11 protein-coding genes are annotated in these 12,787 nt (G+C 71.6%); 5 read left to right on the top strand and 6 right to left on the bottom strand.

Annotated features, from left to right (window positions below):
• Nucleotides 1–141 precede the first annotated feature (141 nt).
• The 3 genes from ACIRFL_RS05090 (at nucleotide 142) to ACIRFL_RS05100 (ending at nucleotide 2,911) form a co-directional block, all read left to right on the top strand.
• Nucleotides 142–1,284: a cytochrome P450 gene (locus tag ACIRFL_RS05090; RefSeq protein WP_404023985.1), complete on the top strand. Its 1,143-nt coding sequence runs from the start codon at nucleotides 142–144 to the stop codon at nucleotides 1,282–1,284.
• A 108-nt stretch (nucleotides 1,285–1,392) separates the two neighbouring features.
• On the top strand, nucleotides 1,393–1,992 hold the full coding sequence (locus ACIRFL_RS05095; RefSeq protein ID WP_404023988.1) for a cysteine hydrolase family protein: 600 nt from the start codon (nucleotides 1,393–1,395) through the stop codon (nucleotides 1,990–1,992).
• 10 nt (nucleotides 1,993–2,002) lie between these two features.
• A complete protein-coding gene (locus ACIRFL_RS05100) occupies nucleotides 2,003–2,911 on the top strand; it encodes a GlxA family transcriptional regulator (protein ID WP_404023990.1) in 909 nt (302 codons plus the stop codon).
• A 35-nt stretch (nucleotides 2,912–2,946) separates the two neighbouring features.
• Here ACIRFL_RS05100 and fumC read toward each other — a convergent pair whose 3' ends face one another.
• From fumC to ACIRFL_RS05115, 3 genes are all read right to left on the bottom strand, one after another.
• Nucleotides 2,947–4,431 carry a class II fumarate hydratase gene (fumC, locus tag ACIRFL_RS05105; protein WP_404023993.1) on the bottom strand — a complete coding sequence of 495 codons (1,485 nt, stop codon included), beginning with the start codon at nucleotides 4,429–4,431 and terminating at the stop codon, nucleotides 2,947–2,949.
• Nucleotides 4,428–6,101 carry an NAD-dependent malic enzyme gene (locus ACIRFL_RS05110; RefSeq protein WP_404023994.1) on the bottom strand — a complete coding sequence of 558 codons (1,674 nt, stop codon included), beginning with the start codon at nucleotides 6,099–6,101 and terminating at the stop codon, nucleotides 4,428–4,430. The genes fumC and ACIRFL_RS05110 overlap by 4 nt, the downstream gene beginning before the upstream one ends.
• A 261-nt stretch (nucleotides 6,102–6,362) precedes the next feature.
• Nucleotides 6,363–7,178, bottom strand: coding sequence for an SAM-dependent methyltransferase (locus ACIRFL_RS05115; RefSeq protein ID WP_404023996.1), 816 nt, complete (start codon nucleotides 7,176–7,178; stop codon nucleotides 6,363–6,365).
• A 162-nt stretch (nucleotides 7,179–7,340) separates the two neighbouring features.
• Here ACIRFL_RS05115 and ACIRFL_RS05120 point away from each other — a divergent pair, with 162 nt between their 5' ends.
• Nucleotides 7,341–7,664, top strand: a complete 324-nt coding sequence (locus ACIRFL_RS05120; protein ID WP_404023997.1) for a hypothetical protein — start codon at nucleotides 7,341–7,343, stop codon at nucleotides 7,662–7,664.
• 105 nt (nucleotides 7,665–7,769) lie between these two features.
• Nucleotides 7,770–8,720, top strand: coding sequence for an NAD-dependent epimerase/dehydratase family protein (locus tag ACIRFL_RS05125; protein WP_404023999.1), 951 nt, complete (start codon nucleotides 7,770–7,772; stop codon nucleotides 8,718–8,720).
• 45 nt (nucleotides 8,721–8,765) lie between these two features.
• Here the strand turns inward: ACIRFL_RS05125 and ACIRFL_RS05130 are convergent, their stop codons facing one another.
• Genes ACIRFL_RS05130 through ACIRFL_RS05140 form a run of 3 tightly spaced genes read right to left on the bottom strand, consistent with a single transcriptional unit; the run spans nucleotide 8,766 to nucleotide 12,743 of the window.
• Nucleotides 8,766–10,100, bottom strand: a complete 1,335-nt coding sequence (locus ACIRFL_RS05130; RefSeq protein ID WP_404024002.1) for an aldehyde dehydrogenase family protein — start codon at nucleotides 10,098–10,100, stop codon at nucleotides 8,766–8,768.
• Nucleotides 10,101–10,152: 52 nt separating this feature from the next.
• On the bottom strand, nucleotides 10,153–11,253 hold the full coding sequence (locus ACIRFL_RS05135) for an alcohol dehydrogenase catalytic domain-containing protein (RefSeq protein ID WP_404024005.1): 1,101 nt from the start codon (nucleotides 11,251–11,253) through the stop codon (nucleotides 10,153–10,155).
• On the bottom strand, nucleotides 11,253–12,743 hold the full coding sequence (locus tag ACIRFL_RS05140) for an APC family permease (protein WP_404024007.1): 1,491 nt from the start codon (nucleotides 12,741–12,743) through the stop codon (nucleotides 11,253–11,255). The genes ACIRFL_RS05135 and ACIRFL_RS05140 overlap by 1 nt, the downstream gene beginning before the upstream one ends.
• Between the last annotated feature and the right edge of the window lie 44 nt (nucleotides 12,744–12,787).

The following is a 12,787-nucleotide window of genomic DNA, read 5'->3' on the forward strand; positions in this document are numbered from 1 at the left end:
CCCACACCGTCGAGGCCGACCTCGCCACCAGGAGATCGGGCGGCTCCTCTACCTCACAGAACGGGACGGGAAGCGGGCCCCGGCCTCCGACTGGTCTGGGCGGAGCGGGAACTTGCCACCTCACTGGCCTAGTCTGGTGGCATGATCACGCTCGCCCAGTTGGCCGAGGACCCCCATCCGCATCTGGCCCGGCTCAGGGGCACCGCCCCGGTGGTGTGGCTGGCGGCGCTGGGCGGGTGGATGGTCACCTCACGCGCCCAGGCGCTCGCCGTGATGCGGGACGCCGAGACGTTCACCGTGGACGACCCCCGGTTCACCACGGCGCGGATCACGGGACCCAGCATGCTCTCCGTCGACGGTGCCGAACACGCCCGTCACCGTGACCCGTTCACCGACCCCTTCCGTCCCGCGGCGGCCCGGGACTCCTTCGCGGACACCGTGCGGCACGAGACCGACCGGCTGCTGGACGGCCTCGAAGGACGCGGGGAGGCCGAGTTGCGGCGGGAGTTCGCCGGGCCGCTGGCCGCCCGGACCATGGCGCGGGCGCTCGGCCTCGACGGTGTTCCCGTCGACCGGGTGCTGCGCTGGTACGAGGCCATCGTGATGTCCGTGCACGAGCTGACCGAAGGACGTCCCGCCGGCGCCGAGGGCCCCGCCGCCTACGCGGCGCTGCGGGAAGCCGTGGCCGCCACGGTGGACGCCGGATCACCCCGGTCCCTGCTGGTCACCGCCGCCCGGGACCTGGACCTGCCGGACCTGGCCGCCAACGCGGCCGTTCTGCTGTTCGGCGGGATCGAGACGACCGAGTCGATGATCACCAACCTCCTGTCCCACCTCCTGCACGCACCACGGCGGCTGGCGGAGCTGCGGGCGGAACCGGAGCTGCTGGACAACGCGATCGAGGAGTCCCTGCGGCTGGAACCCGCCGCCGCTGTGGTCGACCGGTACGCCACCCGTGACGTGCGGCTGGCCGGCGCGGACATTCACCGGGGCGACCTGGTCACCGTGTCGCTGGCAGCGGCCAACCGCGACCCGGACGTGTTCCCCGACCCCGACCGCTTCGATCTGCGCCGCCCCAACTCCCGGCAGCACCTCGCCTTCGCGCACGGTCCGCACTACTGCCTGGGCGCCCACCTGGCCCGTCTGGAGACCCGGATCGCCCTGCGCTCCTGCCTCGACCGCCTGGACGGCCTGCGTCCCGACTCCGACCGCCCGTCCGCCGTCCGCGGACTGGTCTTCCGCAAGCCGCCCGCCCTGTGGGCCCGTTGGGACCGCCGGCACTGAGGGACCGGCACGGTCCGCCGTGCCGCCGGCTCGGGTGACCGGATCGGTCCGCTGCCGGACCTGATGCTGCCTGTCGCCGGCCCCCTCGGACACCGGAGGCTGGTCGGCATGACCCGAGCACTGATCGTCATCGACGTCCAGGAGTCCTTCCGCGCCCGCCCGCTGTGGGAGACCATCTCCGACCCGGAGATCGCCGGCAAGGTGAACCGTCTGGTCCGGCTGTCCCGGGAACGGGGGGACCTGGTCGTGTGGGTCCTGCACGCCGAGCCCGGCAGCGGCGATGTCTTCGACCCGGCACTCGGCCACGTCCGGCTCATGGCGGGACTCGAACGAGCCGACGGCGAGCCCCTGGTCCACAAGACATCGCACAACGCCTTCACCACCACCAACCTGCAGCGACTCCTCACCGAACACGGAATCCGCGACCTGACCGTGTGCGGCATCCGCACCGAGCAGTGCGTGGAGACCACCACCCGCGTGGCCAGTGACCTCGGCTTCCGGGTCACCTTCGTCACCGACGCGACCGCGACCAACCCCATCGCACACCCCGACGCCCCCGCCGACCGGAGCGTCGCCGAACTGCTCGCCGACCCCCGGACCCTGCCCGCCGAAGAGGTCGTCCGGCGCACCGAGTACGCCCTCGCCGGGCGCTTCGCCACCCTCACCACGATCGACCGGCTGGAAGCGGCGGCAGCACATCGGGCATGATGACCGGATCGTGACCCACGTCGTCTTCTTCCTGGTGCCCGGCGTCCATGTGCTCGACCTGGCCGGTCCGGCGCAGGTCTTCTCCACGGCCGCCGACCTCGGGCACCCCTACACGCTCGCCTACGTCGCCGAACAGCCCCAGGTCCCGACCGCGCAGGGCCTGCCGCTCGTGGCCCGGCTCGACTGGCCCGCACTGGGTCCGGACGACCTGATCGTCGTGCCCGGCTGGCGGGCGAGGACACTGGCCCGAAGCCCCGCCATCGCCGACGCCTCCCTGCGGGTGCTGCGCGACCACCATGCCCGGGGCGGGACGGTGGCCAGCGTCTGCGCCGGAGCCGAGGCGCTGGGCCGGGCCGGTCTGCTCGACGGCCGGCGCTGCACCACCCACCACGACGTACAGGACGAACTGGCCCTGCGCCACCCCGGCGCGACCGTGGTCCGCGACGTGCTGTTCACCGTCGACGACCGGGTGATCACCTCGGCCGGCATCGCCAGCGGCATCGATCTGGCCCTGCACCTGGTGGCGACCCGGCACGGCCCGGCCGCCGCGGCCCGGGTGGCCCGGGACATGGTCGTCTACGCCCGCCGCAACGGTCACGAGCAGCAGTCCAGCGCGATGTTCCGGCACCGCTCCCATCTCGACGACACCGTGCACCGCGCCCAGGACATCATCGACGCCCGCTTCGACCGGCCGCTCCCGCTGCCCGCCCTGGCCGCGGCCGTCGGCGTGAGCGAGCGCACCCTCACCCGGCTCTTCGGCCGCGCCACCGGCCTCACCCCACTGCGCTACCAGCAGACCCTCCGTCTGGAACGCGCCGAACACCTCATCGGCCAGGGCACGACGGTCGATGCCGCGGCCCGCACCGTCGGCTTCCAGGACGCCCGTATGCTGCGCCGCCTGCGCTCCCGCACCGGCTGAACGCCCCGTGTCCGGCCGCAGTCGCCCGGCCCGGTTCATCCGTGCGGCGGGGCCGGGCCGACCATGGCGGCGGGAGCGACGACGCGGTCGAATTCCTCGGCGGTGACGTCGCCGGTGGCCAGCGCGGCCTCGCGCAGGGTGGTGCCCTCGTCCTCGGCCTTGTGTGCGATCGCGGAGGCCCTGTCGTAGCCGATGACCGGGGACAGGGCGGTGACCAGCATCAGCGAACGGTCGACGAGTTCGGCGATCCGGTCGCGGTCGAGCCGGGCGCCCTCGATGCAGTACTGGCGCAGCTTGGTGCACGCGTCGCCCAGGACGGTGGCCGCGTGCAGGAAGTTGTTGATGATCAACGGGCGCATGGCGTTGAGTTCGAAGTTGCCCTGGGAACCGGCGAAGGCCACGGCGGTGTCCTCGGACAGCACCTGGATGCAGACCATGACCATCGCCTCGCACTGGGTCGGGTTGACCTTGCCCGGCATGATCGAGGAGCCCGGTTCGTTCGCCGGCAGGATCAGCTCGCCCAGGCCGCAGCGCGGCCCGGAGGCCAGCCAGCGGATGTCGTTGGCGATCTTCATCAGCGCTACGGCGAGGGCCCGCAGCCCGGCCGACGCCCCGGCCATCGCGTCCAGGCCGCCCTGCGCGGCGAACTTGTTCTCGGCCGTGGTGAACGGGTGGCCGGTCGCGGACGCGATCTCGGCGGCGATCTGCTCGGCGAAACCGGGCGGGGCGTTCAGCCCGGTGCCGACCGCGGTGCCGCCCGCTGCGAGTTCGAGCAGCCCCTCGGCGGATCCGCTGACCCGGCCCAGAGCCTGTCTCAGCTGGTGGGCGTAGCCGGACCACTCCTGCCCGACGGTGAGCGGGACCGCGTCCTCCAGGTGGGTGCGGCCGATCTTCACCACGTCCTGCCACTGCTCGGACTTCGCTTCGATGGCCTGAACCAGCGCCCGCACGCTGGGCAGCAGATGTTCGTGGACCGCCTTGATGGCGGCGATGTGCATGGCGGTGGGGAAGGTGTCGTTGGAGGACTGCCCCATGTTGACGTGGTCGTTGGGATGGACGGGCGACTTGCTGCCCAGCTCGCCGCCGACCAGCTGGATCGCCCGGTTGCTGATCACCTCGTTGGTGTTCATGTTGGACTGCGTACCGGATCCGGTCTGCCACACGTACAGCGGGAAGTGCTCGTCGAGGCTGCCCGCGATGACCTCGTCCGCGACCTTCCCGATCAGCTCGGCCTTCCAGGCAGGCAGCCGTCCGGCGCGCCCGTTGACCAGCGCGGCGGCCTTCTTGACATAGCCGTAGGCGTGGTAGACGGCCTTGGGCATCCGGTCGTCGCCGATGGAGAAGTGGATCAGGGACCGTTGGGTCTGCGCGCCCCAGTAGCGGTCGGCGGGTACGTCGATGGCGCCCATCGAGTCGGTCTCCCGCCGGGTGCCGGTCGCCTCCAGTCCGACGGGGATGTCGAGGATCTTCGGGGCCCGGTCCTCCGCGGTCCGCTCCGCGCCGGAGCGCCGCGCGGTCACGAGGCCGCCCCGTCGCCGTAGACCGGCTCCCACATGGCCTCCCGGACGGCCCGGCCCGGATCGGAGGGCTTGGCGGTCGCCCCGCCCTCGTCGATCGCGGCCTGGACCACGGCGGTTGCGGTGATCGCCGACGACCGCCGGAGGTCTTCCACCGGCGGCAGCAGACAGGCGCCCGCTCCGGTCGGGTCGACCTGGTCGGCGACCGCCTGCGCGGCGGCGAGCAGCATGCCCGCGGTCACATGGGAGGCACCGGAGACGATGGTGCCAAGGCCCACCCCCGGGTACAGCAGGGCGTTGTTGGCCTGCGCGATCTCGTAGGTCACACCGCCGTACTCCACGGGCGGGACGGGGATGCCGGTCGCGACCAGCGCCTTGCCGCCGGACCAGGCGATCACATCGGCGGGCATGGCCTCGATGCGGGAGGTGGGGTTGGAGATCGGGAAGACGACCGGCCGCTCGGTGGCCGCCGTCATGGCCTCGACGACCTCGCGGGTGAACGCGCCGTGCACGGTGGAGGTGCCCAGCAGGATGGTCGGCTGTGCCCGCCGGACGGTTTCCAGCAGCGAGACGCCACCGGCGTCCCTCGCCCAGCCCCTGATGTCCTCGGGGTCGCGCGCGTAGGGCCGCTGGAAGTCGCGCAGGTCGGTCATGTCACGGGTGAGCAGCCCCTGTTTGTCGATCAGCCACACCTGTGCGGTGGCCCGGCCGGGCTCGGCGCCGTCGCGGATCATCGCGTCGCGCAACTGGTCGGCGATGCCCACGCCCGCGGTGCCGGCTCCGAAGACGACCAGCTTCTGCTCCCGCATCGGCACACCGCTGACCTTGACCGCCGACAGCGCGGCGGCGAGCGTGATGGCGCCGGTGCCCTGCATGTCGTCGTTGAAGATCCGGTGGCGTCCGCCGTACCGCTCCAGGATCCGCCGGGCGTTGCCGGGGCCGAAGTCCTCGAAGTGCAGCAGCGCGCCGGGGAACAGGGACGACGCCGTTTCCAGATACTTCTCGACGAACGCGTCGTACGCGGCGCCGCGCACCCTGGGATGCCGGTTGCCCAGATAGAGCGGGTCGTCGAGCAGTGCCGCACGGTCCGTGCCCACGTCCAGTGACACGGCGACGGCACGCCGCGGGTCGATGCCGGCCGCGGCGGTGTAGACCGCCAGTTTGCCCACCGAGATCTGGATCCCGCCCACGCCCCAGTCGCCGATGCCCAGGATCTCCTCGGCGTCGGTGCACACGATCAGGTCCACGTCGTCGGGCCCGAGCCGGAGCGTGCCGAACGCCTCCTCGATGTCGTCCGGCCGGTCGATCGACAGGAAGATGCCCCGTGGGCGGCGGTACTCATGGGAGTACTTCTGGATCGCCTCGCCGACCGTGGGGTCGTACACGATCGGCAACAGCTCCACCAGATGATCGGTGAGCACCTTGTAGTACAGCGTTTCGTTGCGGTCGTGCAGCTGCTCCAGGTACACGTTCTTGGCCAGGTCGTCGCCCTGGCCCTGCATCTGCTGGTAGGCACGCTGCGCCTGCTGCTCCAGGGTCAGCACCCCGGAGGGCAGCCGCCCGGTCAGGCCCAGCTCGGCCCGCTCCGCCTGTGTGAACGCCACACCGCGGTTACGCAGTGGATCCTCAAGTACGCCTGGAGTGACAGGGGTCCGCGCGGTCTTGTCGGTCATGAAGCTCTCCCCGCGTGCGCGAGTCTGTGTACGCCGCCCGCCGATCGCGGGCAGGGGCGCCCCGCCGCCCCTTCTACCGTGCGCACACAGGTGTGACTGCCGCGCGTCGAACCCCGGCCCGGCCCGCCGGCCGGCGCCTGCCGACCGCTCAGCAGGTCCAGTGAAGTCTGCCAGCGCCCCGAAGGGGCGCGGGGAACTGCGCGACAAGCCACAACGGTGCCGCAGACAACCGACGGCCCATCGCGGCATTTCCAGCGGAGCTCAGGGCTTCCGGGCGAGTCCGCCGTGCTCGGCGATGATCTCCCCGGTGGGCGAACCGGGTTCCGGACGCCATCGCGTGACCGGGACGACCCCGGGCTCCAGGAGTTCGAGGCCGTCGAAGAACGCGCTGATCTCCTCGACGCTGCGCAGGTTGTACGGGACGGCGCCGCTGTCGTTGTACGCGTCCTGGGCCCGCTCGAAGACGGGGTCGATGCCGCGTGACCCGTCGTTGACGGAGAGGTAACTCCCGGAAGGCAAGGCGGCCATGAGCCGGGCGACCAGCGAACGGGCCTGACCGTGGTCGGCGATGTGTCCGAGGATGTTGCTGAGGACGAGCGCGGTGGGCCGGCCGAGATCCAGCGTCCCGGCGGCCTCCGCGAGGATGCGCTCCGGGTCCGTCACATCGGCGTCGACATACGCGGTCGCGCCCTCGGGGGAGGAGGACAGCAGGGCGCGGGCGTGGGCGAGGACCATCGGGTCGTTGTCGACGTACACGATCCGTGCCTCGGGGGCGAGGCGCTGGGCCACCTCATGGGTGTTCTGGGCCGTGGGCAGACCGGTGCCCACATCCAGGAACTGCCGGATTCCCGCCTCGCGGACCAGGAACTCGATGTTCCGGCGCAGGAAGGCACGGCTGCTGCGGGCGATGGTCACGATGCCGGGGAAGACGGCGGTGTACGCGTCGCCGGCCTGCTCGTCGACGGGGTAGTTGTCCTTGCCGCCGAGCCAGTAGTTCCAGATCCGGGCGGAGTGCGGCACGGACGTGTCGATCGTGGAGCGCGCCGCCGGGTCGGGCGTCGCCGCGGGGTCGGTCATGAGTCGTGTCCGTCTTTCAGCCGGGGCGTGGACCGTGCACGGCCAACCTATGTCCGAACGTCCCTGTCCCACCAATCAGTTCGGGTCGACCGCCGGACGACGGCACCGACTCGTGCCCGCCCGCGGGAACTCGGCGGCGGCCACCGTGCGTCCCAGACGACTGTGAAGGAACAGAGCAAGGGATGCATCGGCCTCCTGGTGGCGGCCTTCGGTGCCGCTGTGGCGGTGGTCTGCTGGGCGCCGATGGCTCGGGTCAACATCGAGGGCGGATTCGAGCAGACGCGGCGTGACCTGAGAGTCCTCTATATCGACCTGCCTCTCATCGCGGTGGGCGGCGCCGTCGTGCCCCTGGCGGCCTGGCTGCTGACGCTGCGCTGGTTCCGGCGACCGTGGCTGGCGGCAGTCGTCGCGGCCGGCGCGCTGGCCCTCGGACTACGGGGGCTGACCGGCTGGTGGGAGCCGTACGGGCACCCCCAGTCCTGGTAGCGGGACGCGGCGGCCGGAGGAACGCCGCCGCCGTTGACAAAGCGGAACGAGGCTCCGTATTCTTTTCCGGAACGAGGATCCGCTTGCTGTCAGGAGGTTACAGGGATGATCTTGGTCACCGGAGGTCTCGGTTTCATCGGCTCCCACACCGTGCGGGCGCTCCTGGACAGGGGCGAGGACTGCGTGCTGGTCCAGCGCCGCAAGGCCGAGGTGCCGGCCTTCCTCGACGCCGCACATGTGACGGTGGAGCAGGGCGACATCACCGACCTGACGGCGCTGCTCGACATCGGCACACGTCACAAGATCACGGGCATCGTGCACCTCGCGACGGGTTCCATGCCCTGGCCCCCCAGCTCCGATCAGCCCGTGGAAGCGGCACGCAAGGCGCTGGGCGGCCTGTTCAACGTGCTGCAAGCCGCCCGGGAGTGGGGGGTGCGGCGCGTGGGCGTCGCGAGCACGATCGGCGTGTACGGCGGCGTCGCCGACGAGGGCCCCCTGAGCGAGGACCTGCCCCTGCCGATGCGTTCCTTCCATGTGATTCCCACGTTCAAGAAGATCGGGGAGCTGCTGAACGACCACCTGGCCGACGCCACCGGCATCGAGGTCGTCAACTACCGCATCTCCGGCGTCTGGGGACCACGGGACCCGCACGGCGCGCTGTTCTTCGCCGCCCCCGAACTCGTCCAGGCCGCGGCCCGCGGAACCGAGCCGGATCTGTCCACGCTTCCCGGGCCCGCGTACGCGGAGGACGCGCTCGACCTGTGCTACGCCAAGGACACCGGCCGGGCGATCGCGCTCCTCCAGCTCTCCGAGCACCTGAACCACCGCACCTACAACGTCGCCTCCGGCCGGGCCACGAGCAACGCCGAGATCATCGCCGCGATCAAGAAGGTCGTCCCCGACGCCCGGGTCGACCTGCCGACCGGCGGATCCGGCCGCAGGAGCTACCTCGACATCACCCGCATCCGGCAGGACACCGGGTACCGGCCCGAGTACGACGTCGAACGCGCCGTGGCCGAGTACATCGACTGGCTGCGGGCCGGCCACACCTGCTGAGCACCCCGCCCCGCACACCCCGGCGGTGCGGGTGTGCCGCGTTCTTCACCCCACCGTGCGGATGAGCTTCTTGTTGACGAACTCCTCGATGCCGAGGCGGCCGAGTTCACGTCCGAAACCGGACCGCTTGACGCCGCCGAAGGGCAGTTCGGCGCCCTCCGCGCCCACCCCGTTCACAAAGACCATGCCGGCCTCGATGCGGTCGGCGACGCGCGCGGCCTGCGCGGGATCGGTGGTGAACACATAGGAACCGAGGCCGTACGGGGTGTCGTTGGCGATGCGGACGGCGTCGTCCTCGTCGGCGGCGGAGAAGACCATCGCGACCGGCCCGAAGAGTTCCTGGCGGGCCGCGGCGTCCCCGGTGGTGAGTCCGGTGAGGACGCCCGCCGGGAAGTAGGCCCCGTGCCGCTCGCCCGCACTGTGCAGCGTGGCGCCCTCCGCGACGGCGGCGTCGACCTGCCGGGCCAGGGTCTCGGCGGCGGCGGCCGAGGCGAGCGGCGCCCCCGTGGCCGAGGCCGCCAGCCGGACGGTGAACTTCTCCACGAACGCGTCGTACAGGTCCTTCACCACCACGAACCGCTTGGCGGCGTTGCACGCCTGGCCGGTGTTGTCGAGGCGGGCGGCCACGGCGGCCTCGACGACGGCGTCCAGGTCGTCGGTGGACAGCACGACGAACGGGTCCGAGCCGCCGAGTTCGAGAACGACCTTCTTCAGGTGCCGTCCGGCGATCTCGGCGACGGCGGCACCGGCCCGTTCGGAGCCGGTGAGGGACACCCCCTGGACCCTCGGGTCGGCGATGACGCCGACGATCTGCTCGTTGTCGGCGTACACGTTGACGTACGCCCCTGGCGGGAAGCCGGCTTCGGCCACCAGGCGCTCCAGCAGCGCGGCCGTGGCGGGGCACTGCGGGGCGTGCTTGAGGACGAGGGTGTTGCCGACGGCGAGGTTCGGGGCGGCGAACCGGGCCACCTGGTAGGCGGGGAAGTTCCACGGCATGATGCCGAGCAGCACCCCCACCGGGCCGCGCCGGACGACGGCGGTGCCGGGTCCCGAGGCGACGTCGACCGGTTCGTCGGCGAGGAACTCCTCGGCGTGGTCGGCGTAGTAGTGGTAGATCTCGGTGCAGAAACCTATCTCGCTCTCCGCCTCCGCGAGGGGCTTGCCCATCTCCCGCACGATGCTCGCGGCAAGGGCGTCGCGGTGCTGTGTGTGCAGGTCGCCGAGGCGGCGCAGGAGCGCGGCACGTTCGGCCACGGTGCTGCTACGGCCCCAGGCCGTGGCGGCGTGGGCGGCGTCGACGGCCGCCGCGACCTCGGCGTCGGTGGCGGTCGGGTAGGTCGCGACGACTTCCCCGGTGGTCGGGTCGGTGACGGCGTACATGGAGTTCTCCAGGAAGGGATGCGGGGGAGCGGGGGAGAGCGCCGGACGGCGGTCAGGGCACGAGGATCGTCCGGACTCCGGTGGCGGACCTGAGGTCGTCGAAGGCGGCAGCGGCCTCGCTCAACGGGCGTCTCGCGCCGATCAGTTCGTCCAGCGGCAGCCGGCCGGCGAGATGGAGCCGGGCCAGCTTCGGGATGTCTATCTCCCCGACGCTGGAGCCGTAGTTGCAGCCGAGGATGCGCTTGCCCTGGTCGGCGAGGTCGAAGAGGTTGAACGAGCCGGTGGCGTCGGTGGCGGCCATGCCGACCAGGACGGCCGCGCCACCGGCGGCGAGCATCCCGGGAAGCGTCTCCACGACCTTGGGGCTGCCGATGGCCTCGAAGGCGTAGTCCACTCCGCCCAGTTCACGCCGGCACCAGGCGGCGACGTTTTCGCGCGCCCCGTCGAGGGTGTGGGTGGCGCCGAACCGCTCGGCGACGGCGAGGCGTTCGGGGGAGAGATCCACGGCGACGACGGGGTCGGCGCCGACCAGGCGCAGGCCCATCACCACGCTGAGGCCGACCCCGCCGGTGCCGATGACGACCGCGGACTCGCCGGGCCGTACACCGGCGGTGTTGACGACCGCGCCGACGCCGGTGGTGACGGAACAGCCGAGCAGCGCGCCGGCGTCGAACGGCAGCTCCCGGGGAACCTTCACAGCGGCCGACTCGGGGACGACCAGACGGTCCGTGAACGCGCCGAGACCGAGGTAGGGCCAGATCTCCTCGCCGTCGGCGCCGGTGAACGGGGTGGTCCCGTCCGGGAGGGTGTTGGCGACGGCCTTGGTGCCGGTGCACAGCCATGCCTGGCCCGCCGCGCACCGGCGGCAGCGGCGGCACGGTGCGAACCAGGACAGCACCACGTGGTCGCCGGGCCGCACGGAGGCGACGCCGTCACCGGTGCCCGTGACCACGCCCGCCGCCTCGTGCCCGAGGACCAGCGGACGGTCCGTCGGCCAGTCGCCGGCGACGACATGCAGGTCGGAGTGGCAGACACCCGCGGCACGGACCTCGATCTCGACCTCGCCGGGTCCGGCGGGCCGCCGGGAGACCTCGCGGATGTACAGGCCGCGCTCGGGGTCGAAGACGACGGCGGGGGAGAGTGGGGACGGCATCAGGACGTCTTCACCTCTTGGGAGTTCGGGCTCGGCACGGCTTCGGCGAGCTTGGTGTGGGGTCGGGCGGCCAGGACATAGCCGAGGCCGAGCAGGAAGAGGACCGAGAAGACCAGGACCACGGCCCAGACCTGGATCCAGCTGCCGCCGACGGGCGCGAGTTCGGTGCGCGGCCAGGCGATGTTGACCGCCTCGAACAGCAGCCACAGCACCGCGAGGACATTGACGACGAGACCGGTGCGGCCGAGCCTGACCTGTCCGGCGCCCGGGTTCCAGCGGCCGGTCAGCCGCGCGACGAGCGCCACGACGGCGACGGCGAGGAAGATGAAGTAGAAGCCGCCGGAGCCGAACGCGATCAGGGTGGCCGCCGCGTTGCCGTTCAGACCGAGCAGCAGACCCAGACCGGCGAGGACGGCGGTGGCGATGAGCGAGACGTACGGGATCTGCCGGTCGCCGACGGTCGCCAGCGTGCCCGAGAAGGGCAGCTGGCGGTCGCGGGCGAAGGCGTACACGGCGCGGCCGATGTAGGTCTGGATGGAGATGGCGCACGCGAAGAACGCGATCAGTACGACGACGATGAAGGGTTTCTCGCTCCAGCCGCCGAGCCCCGCGGTGACGGCCGCGAAGACGGGGTCGGTGACGGAGCCGGACATGGCGTCCTCGGGAGTGTTCAGGGCGAGCGTCACGGCGAGCCCGGTCAGCAGGACGGTGAAGGCGACGAAGAGGTAGGCACGCAGGAGGGCGCGCGGCACGCTGCGCCGCGGCTGTTCGGTCTCCTCGGCGACCTGCGTGGTGGCGTCGAAGCCGAGGAACGCCCAGCCGGCCACCGCGAGGCAGGTCAGGAAGCCGGCCGTGACGGAACCGCCCGAGGCGCCCTGCGCGCCGAGCGTGTCGAACAGGATGCCGAAGCCGTTGTGGCGGGCGAAGACCAGGAGGATCAGGCTGACCGCGATCGAGGCGACACCCTCGGCGATGATGCCCGCGTTGAGGAAGTGCTTGACCGGGTCGACCCCGAGGAGGTTGATGCCCAGCGCCACGACGACGAAGACCACACCGAGCAGCACATGGACGGTGGCCGACGGAGTGCCGCCCGCGAACAGCAGGTACAGCCAACTCGCCCCCAGATAGGCCACCGTGGTGAGCGAGGCGACCGCCGAGGCGAGGTAGATCCAGCCGACCAGCCAGCCCAGTCGCGGCCCGGCCAGCCGGCGCACCCACTGGTAGACACCGCCGGTGATCGGGAACTGGGACGACAGTTCCGCGTAGACCACGGCGACGAGCAACTGGCCGAGGAAGGCGACGACGACCGCCCAGATCCAGGCCGGTCCAGCGAAGACGAAGCCCAGCTGGACGACGGCGTAGATGCCGACCACGGGCGAGATGGTCGCGAACCCGATCGCGAAGACGGCCCACGCCGACAGGGTTCGTCTCAGCTCCTGTTGGTATCCGTACTCGGCGAGCTCGCCGGCATCGGTGCGAGTGTCGTCCACCTTGGTCTCCTGACAGTGATGCGCGTCGGTCCGCCGCGCACCGC

This window comes from Streptomyces sp. NPDC102462 (assembly GCF_044765425.1).
Classification (GTDB): Bacteria; Actinomycetota; Actinomycetes; order Streptomycetales; family Streptomycetaceae; genus Streptomyces.

Coding starts and splice junctions, on each gene's coding strand:
- ACIRFL_RS05090 (WP_404023985.1), top strand. CDS start 142: ATGATCACGCTCGCCCAGTTGGCCGAGGACCCCCATCCGCATCTGGCC.
- ACIRFL_RS05095 (WP_404023988.1), top strand. CDS start 1,393: ATGACCCGAGCACTGATCGTCATCGACGTCCAGGAGTCCTTCCGCGCC.
- ACIRFL_RS05110 (WP_404023994.1), bottom strand. CDS start 6,101: ATGACCGACAAGACCGCGCGGACCCCTGTCACTCCAGGCGTACTTGAG.
- ACIRFL_RS05115 (WP_404023996.1), bottom strand. CDS start 7,178: ATGACCGACCCCGCGGCGACGCCCGACCCGGCGGCGCGCTCCACGATC.
- ACIRFL_RS05125 (WP_404023999.1), top strand. CDS start 7,770: ATGATCTTGGTCACCGGAGGTCTCGGTTTCATCGGCTCCCACACCGTG.
- ACIRFL_RS05130 (WP_404024002.1), bottom strand. CDS start 10,100: ATGTACGCCGTCACCGACCCGACCACCGGGGAAGTCGTCGCGACCTAC.
- ACIRFL_RS05135 (WP_404024005.1), bottom strand. CDS start 11,253: ATGCCGTCCCCACTCTCCCCCGCCGTCGTCTTCGACCCCGAGCGCGGC.